General features: G+C 64.9%; 19 protein-coding genes. 14 read left to right on the plus strand and 5 right to left on the minus strand.

What is annotated here, in order from left to right:
• The first annotated feature begins 94 nt into the window (after positions 1-94).
• From paaA to AC3WJU_RS09580, 9 genes are read left to right on the plus strand one after another with little or no spacing between them, the layout of a single operon-like run.
• Positions 95-1,090 (plus strand): 1,2-phenylacetyl-CoA epoxidase subunit PaaA, encoded by a 996-nt coding sequence (gene paaA, locus AC3WJU_RS09540; RefSeq protein WP_492259725.1) that lies wholly within the window; start codon positions 95-97, stop codon positions 1,088-1,090.
• Positions 1,087-1,404, plus strand: coding sequence for a 1,2-phenylacetyl-CoA epoxidase subunit PaaB (gene paaB, locus AC3WJU_RS09545; protein WP_284990026.1), 318 nt, complete (start codon positions 1,087-1,089; stop codon positions 1,402-1,404). Before paaA ends, paaB begins: the two co-directional genes overlap by 4 nt.
• A complete protein-coding gene (paaC, locus tag AC3WJU_RS09550; RefSeq protein ID WP_492259726.1) occupies positions 1,401-2,366 on the plus strand; it encodes a 1,2-phenylacetyl-CoA epoxidase subunit PaaC in 966 nt (321 codons plus the stop codon). Before paaB ends, paaC begins: the two co-directional genes overlap by 4 nt.
• Positions 2,367-2,374: 8 nt before the next feature.
• Positions 2,375-2,929 (plus strand): 1,2-phenylacetyl-CoA epoxidase subunit PaaD, encoded by a 555-nt coding sequence (gene paaD / locus AC3WJU_RS09555; protein WP_492259766.1) that lies wholly within the window; start codon positions 2,375-2,377, stop codon positions 2,927-2,929.
• A gap of 10 nt (positions 2,930-2,939) precedes the next feature.
• Positions 2,940-4,175: a 1,2-phenylacetyl-CoA epoxidase subunit PaaE gene (gene paaE / locus AC3WJU_RS09560; protein ID WP_307053684.1), complete on the plus strand. Its 1,236-nt coding sequence runs from the start codon at positions 2,940-2,942 to the stop codon at positions 4,173-4,175.
• Between the two features lie 11 nt (positions 4,176-4,186).
• Positions 4,187-4,966: an enoyl-CoA hydratase/isomerase family protein gene (locus AC3WJU_RS09565; RefSeq protein ID WP_284990023.1), complete on the plus strand. Its 780-nt coding sequence runs from the start codon at positions 4,187-4,189 to the stop codon at positions 4,964-4,966.
• Positions 4,967-5,019: 53 nt separating this feature from the next.
• The gene (locus AC3WJU_RS09570; protein WP_492259727.1) at positions 5,020-5,328 is read left to right on the plus strand and encodes a PadR family transcriptional regulator; all 309 of its coding nucleotides are present in this window, start codon (positions 5,020-5,022) and stop codon (positions 5,326-5,328) included.
• Entirely contained in the window at positions 5,325-6,107 is a 783-nt protein-coding gene (locus AC3WJU_RS09575) for a permease prefix domain 1-containing protein (protein WP_492259728.1), read from the plus strand. The genes AC3WJU_RS09570 and AC3WJU_RS09575 overlap by 4 nt, the downstream gene beginning before the upstream one ends.
• Positions 6,108-6,116: 9 nt before the next feature.
• Positions 6,117-6,506 (plus strand): hypothetical protein, encoded by a 390-nt coding sequence (locus tag AC3WJU_RS09580; protein ID WP_492259729.1) that lies wholly within the window; start codon positions 6,117-6,119, stop codon positions 6,504-6,506.
• Positions 6,507-6,561: 55 nt separating this feature from the next.
• Here the strand turns inward: AC3WJU_RS09580 and AC3WJU_RS09585 are convergent, their stop codons facing one another.
• On the minus strand, positions 6,562-8,058 hold the full coding sequence (locus AC3WJU_RS09585) for an HNH endonuclease (protein ID WP_492259730.1): 1,497 nt from the start codon (positions 8,056-8,058) through the stop codon (positions 6,562-6,564).
• Positions 8,059-8,543: 485 nt separating this feature from the next.
• Positions 8,544-9,047 carry a DUF2127 domain-containing protein gene (locus tag AC3WJU_RS09590; RefSeq protein WP_441433078.1) on the minus strand — a complete coding sequence of 168 codons (504 nt, stop codon included), beginning with the start codon at positions 9,045-9,047 and terminating at the stop codon, positions 8,544-8,546.
• 38 nt (positions 9,048-9,085) lie between these two features.
• Between AC3WJU_RS09590 and AC3WJU_RS09595 the strand changes: the two genes are divergently transcribed.
• The 4 genes from AC3WJU_RS09595 (at position 9,086) to AC3WJU_RS09610 (ending at position 13,040) form a co-directional block, all read left to right on the plus strand.
• A complete protein-coding gene (locus AC3WJU_RS09595; protein WP_492259731.1) occupies positions 9,086-10,015 on the plus strand; it encodes an ATP-binding cassette domain-containing protein in 930 nt (309 codons plus the stop codon).
• Entirely contained in the window at positions 10,012-10,821 is an 810-nt protein-coding gene (locus AC3WJU_RS09600; RefSeq protein ID WP_492259732.1) for an ABC transporter permease, read from the plus strand. The genes AC3WJU_RS09595 and AC3WJU_RS09600 overlap by 4 nt, the downstream gene beginning before the upstream one ends.
• Positions 10,818-11,501 carry a hypothetical protein gene (locus AC3WJU_RS09605; protein ID WP_492259733.1) on the plus strand — a complete coding sequence of 228 codons (684 nt, stop codon included), beginning with the start codon at positions 10,818-10,820 and terminating at the stop codon, positions 11,499-11,501. Before AC3WJU_RS09600 ends, AC3WJU_RS09605 begins: the two co-directional genes overlap by 4 nt.
• Positions 11,502-11,747: 246 nt before the next feature.
• Complete coding sequence (locus AC3WJU_RS09610; RefSeq protein ID WP_492259734.1) at positions 11,748-13,040, plus strand: LCP family protein; 1,293 nt, start codon at positions 11,748-11,750, stop codon at positions 13,038-13,040.
• 42 nt (positions 13,041-13,082) lie between these two features.
• Here the strand turns inward: AC3WJU_RS09610 and AC3WJU_RS09615 are convergent, their stop codons facing one another.
• From AC3WJU_RS09615 to AC3WJU_RS09625, 3 genes are all read right to left on the minus strand, one after another.
• Positions 13,083-13,892 (minus strand): bifunctional allantoicase/(S)-ureidoglycine aminohydrolase, encoded by an 810-nt coding sequence (locus AC3WJU_RS09615; protein WP_492259735.1) that lies wholly within the window; start codon positions 13,890-13,892, stop codon positions 13,083-13,085.
• Entirely contained in the window at positions 13,893-15,254 is a 1,362-nt protein-coding gene (locus AC3WJU_RS09620) for a cation:dicarboxylate symporter family transporter (RefSeq protein ID WP_492259736.1), read from the minus strand.
• A gap of 187 nt (positions 15,255-15,441) precedes the next feature.
• Entirely contained in the window at positions 15,442-16,269 is an 828-nt protein-coding gene (locus tag AC3WJU_RS09625) for a MurR/RpiR family transcriptional regulator (protein ID WP_284990010.1), read from the minus strand.
• A gap of 81 nt (positions 16,270-16,350) precedes the next feature.
• Here AC3WJU_RS09625 and AC3WJU_RS09630 point away from each other — a divergent pair, with 81 nt between their 5' ends.
• The gene (locus AC3WJU_RS09630) at positions 16,351-16,827 is read left to right on the plus strand and encodes a carboxymuconolactone decarboxylase family protein (RefSeq protein WP_306959111.1); all 477 of its coding nucleotides are present in this window, start codon (positions 16,351-16,353) and stop codon (positions 16,825-16,827) included.
• Positions 16,828-16,845 lie beyond the last annotated feature (18 nt).

Below are 16,845 nucleotides of genomic sequence, written 5' to 3' on the forward strand. Positions count from 1 at the left end.
GCCTTACCTGTTGCGTGTAGTGATGCAACGCTTGACGCATCTCGCGCCTTCCGCATATTCTGAACGAACGGTCGGTAAATATTTAGGAGCAACCATGGCATCGCAGAATCTGCAGTCTGTGCCCGCTGAGCTGTCCCCCGAAGAGCTTGAGCGGGAGCAGGCCGGTCAGGCGTATTTTGACCGCATCATCTCTGAGGATTCGCGCATCGAACCCCGCGACTGGATGCCGGAGGCCTACCGCAAGACCCTGCTCCGCCAGATCTCGCAGCACGCGCACTCGGAGATCATCGGCATGCAGCCGGAAGCCAACTGGATCACCAGGGCTCCGAGCCTCAAGCGCAAGGCCATCCTCATGGCCAAGGTGCAGGACGAGGCAGGCCACGGGCTGTACCTCTACTCGGCCGCGGAAACCCTCGGCCAGAGCAGGGACAAGATGACCAGCGACTTGATCGCCGGCAAGGCCCGCTACTCGTCCATCTTCAACTACCCCGCGATTTCCTGGGCGGACATGGGTGCGATCGGCTGGTTGGTCGACGGTGCCGCGATCTGCAACCAGGTTCCCCTGTGCCGTGCTTCCTACGGACCCTACGGACGCGCAATGGTGCGTATCTGCAAGGAAGAGTCGTTCCACCAGCGCCAGGGTTTCGAGATCCTCCTTGAACTGTCCAACGGCACGCCCGCCCAGAAGCAGATGGCCCAGGACGCAGTCAACCGCTGGTACGCGCCGGCGCTGATGATGTTCGGCCCGCCCGACGACGATTCACCCAACTCCAAGCAATCCATGGCCTGGAACATCAAGCGGTTCAGCAACGACGAGCTCCGCAGCCGCTTCGTCGGCATGATGGTGGAGCAGGTCAAGGTCCTGGGCCTCACGCTCCCGGACAAGGACATCCGTTTCAATGAAGAAACCAAGAAATGGGAGCACGGGCCCCTGGACTGGAACGAGTTCAAAGACGTTCTCGCCGGGAAGGGTCCCTGCAACGCGCAGCGGCTTGAGCGCCGCCGTGAAGCTCACGACGACGGCGCCTGGGTCCGCGAAGCGGCCGCCGAATACGCGCGCAAGCAAGCAGAAAAGGAAGACGCAGCATGACCACCCCAGCCCACGAGACCAACGAACCCCACGAGACCCCCTGGAGCCTCTGGGAAGTCTTCGTTCGCTCCAGCCGCGGCCTGTCCCACGTCCACGCCGGCTCCTTGCACGCTCCTGACGCGGCGATGGCGCTGCGCAACGCCCGCGATCTGTACACGCGCCGCAACGAAGGCGTGTCCATCTGGGTGGTTCCGGCCGATGCTATTTCCTCGAGCGACCCGGATTCCAAGGGCTCCTTCTTCGAGTCCCCGCAGGGCAAGGACTACCGCCACGCGACGTATTACACCAAGAGCGAAGGCGTGAAGCACCTGTGACCGCCCCCGCAAACGCAAACGCAAACGAAAACAACCCGGACTTCGCCATCGAGGGCCACGGCGATATCTCCGTCGGCGTCAAAGGTGCGGGTGCTTCCGGAGACGGTTCGGCAAGCGCTACGCGCATCACGCCCGGGAACGCCCTGCGCCCGGAGGACATCGCCCTTGAAATCCGCAAGGGACAAGTCAAGCCAAGCGAGGACGTCGCGGAGTACGCCCTGCGCATCGGCGACGACGGCCTGATCCTGGCCCAGCGCCTGGGCCACTGGATTTCCCGCGCACCCGAGCTCGAGGAAGACGTCGCCCTGGGCAACATCGCGCTCGACCAGCTCGGCCACGCCCGTTCCTTCCTCACCTACGCCGGAGCGGCGTGGGACAAGTCCGAGGACGATCTGGCGTACTTCCGCCGGGAGCACGAGTTCCGTTCCGCGCACCTGTTCGAGCAGCCCAACGGGGACTTCGCCGTCACCATCGCCCGGCAGTTCATCGTGAGCTACTACCAGTTCGAGCTCTACAAACGGCTAACCGGCTCGAGCGACAAAACCATCGCGGCCATCGCGGCGAAGGCCCTCAAAGAGGTCGACTACCACCGTGACCACAGCGCACAGTGGGTCCTCAGGCTTGCCGGCGGCACGGAAGAATCCCGCCGTCGCATTGTCCAGGCTTTCAAGCTCGTCTGGCCGTATGTGGAAGAACTCTTCGAAGACGACGAGCTCACGGCCCGCCTCGCGGAAAGCGGAGCAGGAGTGCAGCCCTCCAGCCTCCGTCCGGACTTCGACCAGCTCACGGGCGAGATCCTGGGCGAAGCCGGCCTCGATGCCGCTTCGGGGGGCGAACTCAGCCTCGAACGGATCCCGCAATCCTTGGGTGGCGGCCGCCAAGGCAAGCATTCCGAGCACTTGGGCTACCTGCTCGCCGAGATGCAGGTGCTTGCCCGCGAACATCCCGGTGCAAGCTGGTGACGGTGGACATGTTCGTTCATGACACCAGCGCCAGGACCGCGCAGGTCAAGACTCAGCAAACCGCCGAGCAGAAGGCCTGGGGGATTGCCGCCACGGTCTGCGATCCCGAGATTCCCGTCCTCACCATTGAGGATCTGGGGATCCTCCGGAACGTCCAACTGTTCGACGACGGCGGGCTTGTCCCCGCGGTCCAGGTCACTATTACGCCGACCTACTCGGGCTGCCCCGCCATGGATGCCATCCGCGACGACCTCAAGACCGCCTTCCACAACGAGGGGTACCCGAGCGTCTACGTCGAGCTCGTCCTGGCCCCGGCGTGGACCACGGACTGGATGACCGAGCAGGGCAAGGCCAAGCTGCAGGAATACGGCATCGCACCTCCGAGCGGCAGGGCGGCCGCCGGCGGCCACTCAGGCCCGGTAAGGCTCCAGCTCGCCGTGAAATGCCCGCAGTGTTCTTCGCTGAACACCAAGGAACTCACCCGCTTTGGTTCCACGTCCTGCAAGGCGCTCTTCGTCTGCCAGGACTGCAAGGAACCGTTCGACTACTTCAAAGTCCTGTAAGGAATCCGACATGCCCGTTGTCCGCCAGACCGCAGCCGAACAAGCGCAGGCCACCGGCCGCCGTCGTGCGTCTTTTCATTCCCTCAGCGTTTCGGAAGTCCGCCGCCTGACTGACGACGCCATCGAGGTCACGTTCGATGTCCCGGCTGAGCTCGCCGGCCAGTATGACTACCTTCCCGGCCAGTACGTGGCCCTGCGGACCACGCTTCCTGACGAGAGCGGGGAGCCGCACGAGGTCCGCCGCAGCTACTCCATCTGCGCAGAGCCGCGCAGCTTCGCGGACGGCAGCAGCGAGATCCGCGTGGCCATCAAGAAGGACTTGGGCGGCATCTTCTCCACGTGGGCGAACGCGGAGCTCAAAGCCGGCGACACCCTGGACGTCATGAGCCCCATGGGTGCGTTCATTTCCAAGCATGGCAAGGACGGCAAGACTGTCCAGCAGAACGTCATGAACTCGATGAACAATCCGGAGAACATGGCCAGCGAGCTCTCCGACGCCGGTTCGTTCGTGGCCATCGCCGCCGGCTCGGGCATCACCCCGGTGATCGCGATCGCCCGCACGCTGCTGGCCGCGAACCCGGGCACGCGCTTCGACCTGATCTACGCCAACAAGGCCGCCATGGACGTCATGTTCCTCGAGGAATTGGCGGACTTGAAGGACAAGTACCCGTCGCGATTGGCGCTGCACCATGTGTTGTCCCGTGAGCAGCGGATCGCGCCGCTCATGACGGGACGTATCGACGCCGAGAAGCTCCAGCAGCTGCTGGGCACGGCCATCCACGCGCAGGATGTGGACGAATGGTTCCTGTGCGGGCCGTTCGAGCTGGTCCAGCTGTGCCGGGATACCCTCGCTGCCCGTGGCGTGGAGCCCGAACACGTCCGCTTTGAGCTCTTCACCACCGGTCGCCCAGACCGTCCTGAGGGCAACGCCGGCCGGCCCGTTGTGGAGGACGAGTCGAAGGACACGTTCAAGATCACCTTCAAGCTGGATGGTTTGACGGGCGATGTCGCCAGCCCCACCCACGCGCGGGAATCCATCCTGAATGCGGCTTTGCGTGTCCGCCCGGACGTCCCCTTTGCGTGTGCCGGTGGCGTGTGCGGCACGTGCCGCGCCAAACTGGTCTCCGGGACGGTCAGCATGGACGAGAACTACGCCTTGGAGCAGGATGAGTTGGACAAGGGCTACGTGCTGACGTGCCAGTCCCACCCCACGAGTGAATCCGTCACGGTCGATTTCGACGTCTAAGGAATATACGAATGATCGAGCTCTCCATCGCCAACGGCATCGCCGAAATTGTCCTCAATGCCCCTGAAAAGCTGAACTCGCTGGACGAGGCGGCGCTCGCGGAACTGGATAGAGCGTACGACGACGCCGCTGCCGCAGCCTCCCGCGGGATGGTGCGGGCGCTGCTCCTCCGCGGAGAGGGCCGCGCCTTTTGCGCGGGACGCGACATTGCCGGGGTGACGCCGGAGAGCGACGACGCGAAGGCGTACTTGAACGGGCTCGTGGAGCCGCTGCTCAAGAAGATGGCAGCCTTCCCCGCCCCGACGTTCGCGGCAGCGCACGGCGCGTGCCTCGGCGTCGGGCTCGGCCTGTTGCTCGCTACCGACGTGGTGTACGTGGCGGAGAACGCGAAGTTCGGTTCGCCGTTCGCCAAACTGGGTGCCACTCTGGACTCGGGCGGGCACTGGTACTTCACCGAACGCCTTGGCATGCACCGGACCTTGGACCTCATTTACACCGCGGACCTGATCAGCGGCGCCGAGGCCGTGGCGCAGGGCATGTTCAGCCGGGTCATGCCGGACGACGCCTTGCTGGAGGCCACGCGGATCATCGTGGAGCGGGTTGCGGCGGGTGCCACCGGTGCGTTCACGGCAAGCAAGGAGCTCGTGGCCCATATCCGCGATCAGCGCCTTGGCCTGTGGGCCGCCATGTCCGAGGAGAACGACGAGCAGGCGCGACTCTGCAAGACCGAGGATTACGCCGAAGGTTTCCGGGCGTTCCAGGAGAAGCGGGCGCCGGTCTTCAAGGGGTAGCTTGTCAGCATTCCGTCCCATACCTAGACTCTCTAGGTATGGGACGAAGTTCAGTGAACGGACAGCTTGACCTGCTGCTGCTCAGCTCGCTCGGAGCGGGCGAGGCGCACGGCTACGCGCTCATCGCGCGCATTCACGAGCGCAGCGGCGCGCGGATTGAGCTTCAGGAGGGCTCGGTCTACCCCGCGCTGCACAAGCTCGAGGCGGCGGGGTGCGTCGCGAGCCGCTGGGCGGAGGACGACGGCGGCCGACGTCGCGTCTATGCGCTCACCGGGGCCGGACACGCCGAGCTTGCCCGCAAGGTGGAGGAGTGGAAAGGCTTCTCGGCGGCGGTGCGGGGCGTTCTTGGAGCAGCATCATGAACGCGGGGAACGGCGCCGGGGCCGAAGAGGGGCCCATCGACGCATACCTCGACGAGCTGTTCGTAGCTGCGCGCGACGGCGATCCCGCTGCCGCACGCAGGCTCCTCGCTGAAACCGAGGCGCATTTGCGCGAATGCGCCGCCCGGCTCCGTGGGCAAGGCTTGGACCCGGTGGACGCCGAACGCGAGGCCGTCAGGCGCTTCGGCCCGGTCAGCACCGTGACGCCCGTCCTGCGCCCGTCACTTCGAGATGTTGCCCGGCTGCCGTTGCGGGCGTTCGTGCGGCCCTTGGTTGGCCTTGCGGCTGTGGGCGCGATCGCCGTCGGGGCGAGCGGCGTCGTATCGGAGCTGTTCGGTCGGATCTGGGGCGCGGGCTTCGTAGCCGGCGACCTCCCCGGCGTCGCCTACACGGCCGCGAGATGCGCGGTCCTGCAGGCACCTTACGCTGGCCTCGACTGTGCCCAGGCCGCTGCCGAGCACCATTGGGGCGAGGTGGTCGAATATCGGGTGGTCCTCGGGGTGCTGGGCCTTGTCCTCCTGCTCATATGGCGGCTCCTGCCGCGCGACGCCGCGCTCCCGGCAGGCCTCGCGCCGTCGCTCGCGGCCGCGGCTTTCCTGCTCGCCGCCGCAGCGACCGGCATCCAGGCCCTCAACGCCGCCGTCCAAGGCTGGCAAGGCACGGGCGGGTGGCTGACCGCCGTCGTCGTCGCCTTGCCGCTCGCCGTCGTGTTCGCGGTAGCCGCCCTGCGCCGGATGCGCATGAAGCCCGTGGGTTCCTAAGGCCGCATGGTGGCGGGGTTTGATGATGCCCGGGCATGGGCAGCCCGTGTAGGCACGGGCCGGTGGATTGCGGCCTCCGATGCCGAGTCCCTGGTCCACGACGCCGCAGCCCTCTCCGCGGGACGGTCCACGTTCCTGGCAGATATCTTTGGCACCGGGCTTTTGATGCTTGAGGGCATGGCACCACTAGTGGCCGCCCGCAGGAGTGCCGGACGCCCGCTACCGTTCTGTACGGATTCCCCCGAGGCACTCTTCCGGGCCGGCGGATGGAGGAACGCCGTGGTGGTCCAGGCCGGACAGCCCGCAGCAAACTTCGGCCGGCTAACCCGGACCCCGGAAGCCAGGGACGCAGGGCAGCAAAGCAATCTCCGCACCCATCTGGTGACCGCGGCCCTTTGAGGACGCGGCCGAACGCCGGGACGCAACGGTGGCGTTGCTCAAGGGACCTGGAGTGTCAAGCGGCCTGGAGTTGCGTGAGATGGGCGTATCTCAGCGCCTTGGCTTGGTGGCGGAGTTTGCGCCGGCGCCTGGGATGCGACGGCGCGGTGTCGGGTGGGCCGGTTCCTAGTGGATTGCTGCCTGGCAGGGGCGGGGCTGTTGATTGGTAGTGGTGTCCGGTCGGGGTGCGGATGTCGAGGACGTGCCGTGTCCCGGGGCTTGTTGTTGCTGTCCCGGTTTGTGCTGTCCAGCCGGGGAGTTCTTTGGTGTGGTTGCAGGCTTCGCAGAGGCCCGCCCCGTTGGTCAGGGTGGTGGGTCCGCCGTGGTGCCAGGGGATGATGTGGTCGAAGTGCCTGATGGGCGCGTCGCAGTAGGGGGTGCGGCAGGTGTCGTCGCGGGCCTGGATGAAGCGCCGCAGCCCGGCGGGGAAGAACCGGGGCCGGGAATCGACGGCGACAAGTTCCCCGGTTCCGGGGGCGGTGAAAAGACGCCGGAGCCAGAGCTTGAGTTCTTGCCCGCCCTCAGACTCGCCAGGACCGGCGCCATGTTTGGTGTTCCCGCTGCTGCCGCTGAGGAGGTTCCGTGCCCAACCGGCGGGGACGATCCCGTAGCCGGTCAGCCGGGCCGGTTCGCTGTCGCCCTGGAACAGCATCCGGTCGGTCATGACGAGTTGGATGGCCACTCCGGTGATCCCGCCGGGGGTGCCGGTGGTGCGTTCGACGAGCGCATCGGCCATGATTTGCCCGCGGCTGCGGGTGTCCCCGGTTGAGCGCAGGGTGTCGGCGTGCCGGGTCAGGGCCGCGTGCACGGCCACGCCCTGGGCGACGGGAAGCAGGGCGGTCAGGTAGGTCATGGTGTCCGGTGCCGGGCGCAAGCTCACGTGCCGCTCCGCCGCGGCACGGCTGGCGCGTTGGGTGACGGAGCGAGGGTCCCGCCGGTAGGCGGCGGCCCGTGCGGCGGAGATGATGGTCTTGTCTCCGGCGCCGTCGAAGGTCCCTGTGTCGGCGGCCAGTTCCTCGTCCACCGCGCAGCGGTCTTCGGCGCTCAGGCAGGCTGTTTCCTTCACCAACAGGGTGGCGCGCCATTCGTTCAGCTGCCCGGTGTCCAGGGCGGCGAGGGTGCGCGGCATTTCGCTCACGAGGGCTTTCGCCAGGCCCAGCAACCGGGATCCTTTGGCGGGGGATTCCCGCCGGGCCAAGGCAACCTGGGCTGCGACGCCGCGGCCGCGCTCGTCGGCGGGGACGCCCAGGTTCGTCTCGGCGCTGCGCTGGGCCGCATCGAAGGAGACGGCAATCCGGGCCTGCGCAGCGGCGGCCGCGGACTTCAGATCCTCAAGGGCACGCAACTGCTCGATCAGCTCGGCGCGGCCATCGGGTGCCGTGCCGTTCGGGAGGGCTGGCCGGAACGAGGTCAGGGCATCGATCACGTCCCGTACCCAGGCACCTGACAATGGAGCCGCGCCGCCGACTGGCGAGCCCGTCTCCATCAGCTGTGTTCCCCGAATCCCTTCCATAACCAAAGCATTCCAGGGGGGTCTGACAATTTAGGGCCCAGGAAACCGCTTCCTCACCGAAAACCAGGAAAATTAGTAAAACTTTTTCGGGACCGCAGATGTCCGCGTTGTGTCTCGAACCCCCTCAGCGGAGCCCGAAGGTCGAACTTGAACCTGGTGCTGGAGGCCGGGTTGCTCGTTGTGGGGATCTCGGCCAATTCGCTGGGAGTGCTCGCGGAGGGCGCGGACTACTTTGCCGATGCTCGTCTTTAGCGTCGCGATTCGAGTAGGCCCGGCTGTGCAAACCGAGGACTACGCCGAAGGTTTCCGGGCGTTCCAAGAGAAGCGGGCGCCGGTCTTTAAGGGGTAGCAGGCTCCTCGCAGCAAGCCCTGGTCTGTTGAAATCGTGGGGGAGGTCCCACCGCTGCGTTCCGGTACCTAGCGCTGGGCCCGCGCCCACGAACCGGCGGTGACAAGAAAGCGAGCAGGTGCCCTCACTCGCCCTGCTAAGCCGTAGGGGAGTGCTGTCGATTCCGTGCCCGGTGCAGCCGGTACTCACGGGCGGTGATCCAGACGATGAAGATGTCGAAGGCTGTCAAAAGGACAAGGCCCCAGGAGAAGGCCACGACGATCCGGTAGCCCTGGTAAACGATGAAGACCAACAGGAACGCGATCATCCACGGGTAGGCCCAGAGTTTGTCCTTCAGGACGGCCCAGACGAGGACGATCTTGACCAAGCCGTGGAGCAGTAGGTAGATCGCGCCGAACAGCGTCGCGGACCCTGAGAGGTTGGAGCTCAGGTGCACCAGGCTGTTCGCCAGGAAGTCGTGCGGATCCTGGGCGAGTTCGTGCTGGGTGAGGAAATGGACCAGATCACCGATTTGTTGAGGCGTCACCAGCAAAAGAAGAACGCCGCCGATCAGTTCCAGGACGCCGTCCAGGCCCTTCAGGATGAGGCTCACGCGAAATGTCCGGTCGAGCAGGGTTGTTTCAGCTGGTTTCGTTTCCATCACACTTCCCTCCGCTACCTCAAGATACATTCTTTCTTATGCCCCTCTCTTCTGATCCCGCAGGAGCTTTCGCGATTGAAACACATGGCCTGAGCAAGCACTTTGGCAGGCATATCGCCGTCGACGGCTTGACCATGCGCGTGCCTCAGGGAGCCATCGCAGGGTTTATTGGCCCCAATGGGGCAGGCAAGACCACCACCCTTCGCCTGCTCTTAGGCCTGGTGCGGGCGGATGCGGGCAGCGCCACGGTTCTGGGCCACTCGCTCACTGAATTCGAGCGCTACCTGCCGCGCGTCGGGGCACTGGTGGAAGCGCCGGCGTTCTATCCGGGCCTTTCCGGGCGGAGCAATCTGGAGGTGCTCGCCCGTCTTGGAGGCCGTCCTGGTTCCCGCGTGAGCGAACTGCTGGAAGTGGTGGGACTCTCCGATCGGGCGCGTGACCGGGTAGGAACGTATTCGCTGGGCATGAAGCAACGCCTTGGGGTGGCGATGGCCCTGCTGCCCGATCCGGAGCTCCTCATTCTCGACGAGCCAGCCAATGGCCTTGATCCCCTCGGCATCATCGAGATGCGCGAGATGCTGCGCCGTTTGGCCGGTCAGGGGAAAACCATCCTCCTCAGCAGTCACTTGCTCGGCGAGTTGGAACAGCTCACCGACTGGCTGATCATGCTCAATCAAGGGAAGGCCCTGTTCTGCGGGCCCGCCCGGGAGCTGTTCGCCGAACGCGTCGAGGTAGTGGTCGAAGCCCAGGACTCGGTCCAGTTGGATCTGGTGGCCCGGATCGCGGGCGAGGCCGGATATACGGTCACGCGGGAGGATCAGGCCTTGCGCATCGCCTGTCCTGCCGGTTTTGCCGAGACCTTGAACCGGCAGGCCAGGGAGGCCGGCGCGCCGGATCTGACCATCCGAGTGAGGGAAGCCAGCCTGGAGCAACTGTTCCTGGCTTTGCTGAAAGGAGACCACTCATGATTTCCGTGATCCGTGCGTTTCGCAGCGAAGTGCTCAAGTTCCGCCGCTGGAGTGTTGTGGCGGTCGCGGGGGCGATGCTGGTGGTGAGCACCTTTATCGCTTATCTGACGTTCCACCAGATCGCATCCGGAGCCACCGGCCGGGAGATGACCGGCCTGATTGCCGCGTTCCCCACACCCCAGGGATTGGTCTCGATCATTGGCCAGGCCCGCTCCGTGATCATTGCCATCGCGCTGGTGATGGTGACAGCCAATCTCGCCGCCGAATGGTCGCAAGGCACGCTGCGCAACTTGTTGGTCTGTGAGCCGCGCCGCCTGCGGTGGTTGGCGGGCAAAATGCTGGCGCTAGTACTTTTTGTGCTTCTCTCGATGCTGCTCACCTTGGTTATCAGCGGCACGTTCATCCTTGTCGCTGCTCAAGGCCAAGGGATTCAGACCGCCGCCTGGACCTCTCCGGAGGGGTTGCAGGTCTTCCTGGCCTTCTTGGGCAATGAGGTGCTGTGCCTCGTCGGCGTGAGCGCCCTGGGCATGGTCATCGCGGTGCTCACCCGTTCGGTCGCGGCCGGCGTCGGGATCGGCCTGGCCTACATCCTGGTGGTCGAAGGCATCATCGCGGTGGTATTGCCGCAGGTCAGCCAGTGGTTCCCGGGCCGGGTATTCAACACCATCGTGGGGACCACCGTGCCCCTGGTTGGCCCGACCCCTCTCCAAGGTTATCCGGCAGCCGTAGGTGCAGCGCTCCTGTGGATTGTCGGCTTCGTTGTGGTGACCGCCGTCGTGTTCCCCCGCCAGGACGTCAAAGCGTGACAGAAGGAGCACCCTCCGGCGTCGTCGGCAACGAGCGCCTCACCGCCCTGACAGGGGCCGTGGTGCTGGTGCTGTCGGTGGCCGAGATCGCCACAGTTCCCACCCTGGGCAGCCTGATCGTGGCGCACTTCTTCATTGGCGTGCTGCTGGCCGGCCCGGTGGTGGCCAAGACGGCCAGCACCGGGTGGCGATTCATTCGCTACTACACACGGGATCCCGCCTACCGCCGCAAGGGTCCGCCCCGGCTGCTTCTGCGCCTGACTGCTCCGCTGCTCATCGTCTCGACGCTCGTGCTGATCGGCAGCGGCATCGCCTTGGCCATCACCGGCCCGGCCCCCGAGATCCTGATCCGGGTGCACGTTGTCAGCTTCCTGTTCTGGCTCGCTACCCTCGCAGTGCACGTCTTCGCGTACGTAAGGCGGGTACCCGGTCTCATAGCCGACGACTGGCGGCGCCGCACCGTCCAACAGAAGCGCGGGAAACCGGAGCCCGGGGGACGCCGGATGCGGCTGGCCGTCAACATTGCGGTGCTCGTGCTGGCCGCGATCGCCGCGGTGTTGCTTTTGCCGACGGCCGCGCCATGGGAGGGGTGGCGTGGTCAGGCCGTGACCGGGCCTGGGGTCCTCGCCGTCGCGGTGTGCATCGGGACAGCGGTCGCGGTGATGCTCAAGCGCCGCTAGAGGCGGAAGCAACACCCTCGGCGCCGTGCCCCGCGTCATCGAGTCCATTCCTTGGATGTCCGATTACAATCTGCTTACCCGCTGGTCCCGCCGCGGACCCAGCCACCGCGCCAACCGCGGCGGGGACAGGAGAATTCCATGAATGATCGGCCCCACCGCCTCCGCGGCGGAAGACGCGCCGGAAGACGCGGCGGAACGCATGCCGGATCACCCGGCGGGGAGGCAAGCTCTCAAGGCCCTCGCCATATGCGCCACAAGTCCCGGCGCAAGTCCGTCCTCCTGATCTCGACGACGGCGGTCGCGGCGACCGTGGCCCTGGCGGCCGCCGTCGTGGTCACGTATGTGGGCGCGACGGCGGTTGCGGTCAACAACAACGTCCACCGATCGGATGTCCTCAATGACCTGAAGACGCAGCCCCAGGCGGTGCCGAAGCTGAGCCAGGACACGAACATCCTGATTATGGGCCTGGATACGAGGGTTGACGAGAAGGGTAAGCCTCTTCCTCCGGAGATGTATGACGCGCTGCACGCGGGGGATGAGAATATCGGCGGTTACAACTCGAACGTCCTGATGCTCATCCACATCCCCGCGGACGGTTCCAAAGCCGCAGGGATCTCGATTCCCCGGGATGACTACGTCCAGGTGGACGGCATCCCCGGAAGCGGCCCGTTCAAAGCCAAGATCAAGGAGGCGTACGGTTACGGTTTCGCTGCGGAGAAGACTTCCTTGATCAATGCGGGAAAGCCCGACGACGACGCCACCTACCAGGCGGCCCGCGACGCCGGGCGCAAGGCCGAAATCGCCACCGTGACCAAGTTCCTGGGCAGCGTGCACATCGACCATTTCCTCGAAGTCACCATGGCCGCGTTCTACCAGACGGCCCAGGCCATCGCGCCGATCACCGTGTGCGTCAACCGAGCCACGCAGGACACCTTCTCCGGGGCCGACTTCAAGGCGGGCATGCAGCAGATCGACGCCAAACAGGCCATGGCCTTCGTGCGGCAGCGTCGGGACACCACCGATCCGACGTACCTGTTCTCGGACCTCGACCGTGAACGCCGGCAGCAGGCCTTCATCGCCTCGGTCTCGCACCAGCTCAAGGACGCCGGGACCTTCACCGACATCGGGAAAATGCAGGGTGTCCTGGATGCGGTGAGCAAGAACATCGTGGTGGATTCGGACTTGAACCTGATCCAGCTTGCCCAGCAGGCAACGTCCCTGACCGGGGGCAACATCTCTTTCTCCACCCTGCCGATCACAGGCTTCGGCACCTCCCCGGATGGCGCATCCATCAACACGGTGGACGTCAAGCAGGTGCAGGCGACCGTCAAGGAACTCCTTACCCCGGTCCCGCCGGCTCCCGCACCGACGACGACGGCGATCCGGACGGCGGCGACCACCTCGCCTGCGGCAGCCGCACCCCCAGCGGCACCCGCCCCAGGGGCTGCAGCACCAGCCACACCCTCAGCACCCGCCAGCAATGTCTACGCGGATTCCACCGGGGCGCTGCAGGGCGGTGCGATCGCCTGCGTGAAGTAGCGGAGTGGTCGTGAGGTCAGGGCACTATGACCACCCGGACGCTTATGTGAGACGGATCTGGCGATTTGCGTCGGTGTAGAGCAGGTAACGGAACTTGCCCGGGCCTCCTGCATAGCAGACCTGCGGGCAGAAGGCGCGCAGCCACATGAAGTCACCGGCTTCGACCTTCACCCAGTCGTCGTTGAGCAGATAGACGCCATTGCCTTCGAGGACGAACAACCCATGTTCCATGGCTGGTGTTCCAGCGAACGGGATGGAAGTGCCAGGCTCGAAGGTCACGATGTTCACGTGCATGTCATGCGCGAGGTCGTCGGGATCCACGAATCGAGTCGTGGCCCAGCTGCCGTTGGTACCTTGCATCTGGCTGGGCTCCACATCCTGATCGCGGGTCACAAAGGACGTGGCCGTGTAGCCGTCCGCCGGTTCGTAGGCCTTACGGATCCAGTGGAAATTTGCGATGCCGTCCGAATCGTTCTTTACGGACCAGTCGGCCCCGGCGGCGACATACGCGTAGCTGCCTTCCTCCAAGATATGCAGTTCACCGTCGAGCGTCAGGGTAAGCCATCCCCTTGTCAGGAAGAGGACCCCTTCGACGGCGGCTTCCGGCTCGGGCTTCCGCGAACCGCCGCCGGGTCCCACCTCGACGATCAGCTGGGAAAACCGTGTCGCGAAACCTTCGATGGGGCGTGCGATGATCCAAGACCGTGTGTTCTCCCAGCCGGGGAGATTGCTGGTGACTGTGTCTTTAAGGACGCCCTTGGGTATGACGGTATAGGCGTCCTTGACCATGGCCCGGTCCTTTGGGAGCTGGGCTTGTGGAATGGCGCCTTCGGGGTGAAATGAATTGGCCATCTAACTGCGCGTCCCTGCAGCCTGCACGGCAAGGTTCCCGGCATTGATCGGGCCGCCTTCAGCTGCGGGCTTGTCTCCGCTGAAGGCACGGAGCATGGCTTCACGGTCGAACTGCCCCTCCCACTTGGCGACGACGAACGTCGCAACGCAGTTGCCCAGCAGGTTCACGACGACGCGCATGGAGTCCATGAGGCGGTCGGCTCCGAGCAGGAGAGCGACGCCGGCCACAGGGAAGATCCCCAATGCGCCTGCCGTCGCGGAGAGTGCCAGGAAGGCCGAACCCGGGACGCCTGCCATGCCCTTTGAGGTGAGCATCAGAATGCCCAGGGCGGCCAGTTGCTGCCCGAGATCCAAGTGGTGGCCGAAGGCCTGGGCAAGGAACAAGAGCGAGATCGACAAGTAGATGGCCGCACCGTCCAGATTGAAGGAGTAGCCGGTGGGGACCACCAGGCCGGCGGTGGAGCGGGAACAGCCGGCGTCCGTCAGCTTGGTCATGATCCGCGGCAGAACCGACTCAGTGGACGCGGTGCCCAGAGCCAGGAGGAACTCCTCGCGCGTGTACTTGATGAACTGCCACAACGGGACCCGGACCAGGCCCCAGGCGATCACGAACAGCAGGCCAATGAACACGATCGCTGCACCGTAGCAGGCCACGATGAGCAAGGCATAGGTGCCCAATGTGCTCAGTCCATACTGGCCAATGATGAACGCCATGGCACCGAAGGCGCCGATCGGGGCCAGGCGCATCACCCAGCCCATGATCTTGAAGAAGACCTCCAGGATGGTGTCCAGGACCTTCATGACAGGGGCACAGCGGTCCTTGCCGATCACCACTATGGCCGCGCCGAAGAAGACAGAGAAGCACAGGACCTGGAGGAGGTTGTTGCTCGCGAAGGCGCCGATCACGCTCGTCGGGATGATGCCAAGGATGAATTGTCCGGCGTCGCTGGGCGGAGCGGTGCCGGTCTTAGCCTTCAGGGCGTCCTGGCTTAGGGTGCTGGGGTCGATGTTGAGCCCCGCACCGGGCTGGACGATGTTGGCCACCACGAGGCCGAAGGCCAGGGCGAACAACGTGGCCCCGGTGAAATACAAGAGCGCTTTGACTCCCACTCGGCCCACGGCTTTGACATCGCCAACGGCCGCGATCCCTGTGACGATCACCAGGAAGATCAGCGGCGCGATGATCATCTTGATGAGCTGGATGAACCCGTCACCGAGCGGGCGTAGTCCTGCCCCGATCGACGGCCAAAGATATCCGATCAGGATGCCGGCGACGACGGCGACGAAGATCTGGAGGAACAGGGACTTGTACAGCGGTTTCTTGATGGCGGCTGCCTGCGCAGCATAGATGTCGAGTTTCATGGCGAAGCCAATCCTCATGCGGAACCAGAGGTCCGCGGCCGAAATTCAAGGGACCCCTCCAACGTAGGGGAGCATTGTTTCCGGCCTGAAACGAATGTATTAAACTATCGGAACCTTGAAACATCTGTTTCAAAAGGTGCGCGGATCGCTGGTCTGAGGACGGTTCCTCACCGTCTGAGAGCCGGATCTACCGAAGCCTTTCAACCTCTCCGAGCGAGTCGAAAAGGCCTGTGATTTCACTGATGCGTTTGGTCCCTGGTCTTCCCATGGCCGAAAGTACCGCGTTGGCCAGGACGCTCAGGAGGCTCATGGGCGCAGCATAACTGTCGAAGGCTCCAGCGCCTTCCACGGGACACTCGATCCACACCTTGGCGTCGCCGGCCATCCGGCGCCCGCTGGCATCGCCAATCAGGATGGTGGATGCACCTGTTCCGGCAGCTGCTTTGAGGACGTTTGGAAAGGATTCTGGACGGCGGCGGAAACCCAGCAGCACCACAGCATCGGCAGGACCGAGCCCCGCGAGTTCTTCGCCTACGCTTTGGCCTGGCTGCGGGGCCAGCCCGACGCCGTCGCGGCATTGGAGGAGCTGTTGCCGCAAATGGAGCGCGAGGGGAAAGCTGTTTCGGAAGCCGATCAGCAGTACCTTCCGGGCCCCCGCAAGCAGATTGGCCACCTCGCCCAGCCGTGTTTCGTCAATGGACTCGAACAGGCGCTGAAGGTTCCGCTGTTCCAGTGCCCCGTGGGTCGGCAGACCGCCGTCGGACTCCCTGGTGGCGAGCGGCACGCCGCTGGACCGCAGTGCCCTGGTGTGCTCCTTGACCTCATTGAAATCGGCAAAGCCGAGGCGGCGAAACAAGCGGCTCACGGTTGCCTTGGAGACACCGCTCAGGCGCGCCAGTTCGGCCGCGTTGTAGACGGCGAGATCACCCAAGTGGTTCAGGATAGTGTCTGCCGCGAGCTGTTCCTGCGGGCCAAGCGCCGGATAATGCTGTTCGATTCGCTCATCGATCCTCATGAAACAACCGTCTCACGACCCCGCGCTGTTCCCACAGCCGTTGTGGTTTTTGCCGGGTTATCTCTCCGATAGGCTCGGCGAATGAGCGAAAATACACCGCGACTCGCTGGCTACCTGGACAAGCAACAGCCCGGGCTTTATCAGGCCCTGTCCGACTACGCGGGTAAGGTAACTGCCGAGGCTGATAGGACCGGGATCCCGCGCCGCACGCTGGAGTTGTTGAACTACCGCGCTTCGCAGATCAACGGCTGTGCCTTTTGCCTGGATCTCCATCACCGCCGCGCCATCGGCTATGGGGAGACTGAGCAGCGGCTTTCCTTGGTGTCCGTGCATGGCGAGGTGGGCCTCTTCGATGAGGCCGAGCAGGTGGCGCTGGAGCTTGCCGAACAGATCACGCGCATGAGCAGTGCCCGTCCCACGGCCGAGCTGTTCTCCCGCGCGCGGAAGGTCTACACCGAGGAGCAGATCAGCGTGCTGTGCATGGCGTGCATCGGCATCAACGCCTTCAACCGCCTGTCTATCCTGAGCGAGCACCCGGTGCGCAAGGCCCGGAGCTAACGACTTCTTGGCCGGAAA

This window comes from Arthrobacter sp. FW306-1B-F12A (genome assembly GCF_058781865.1).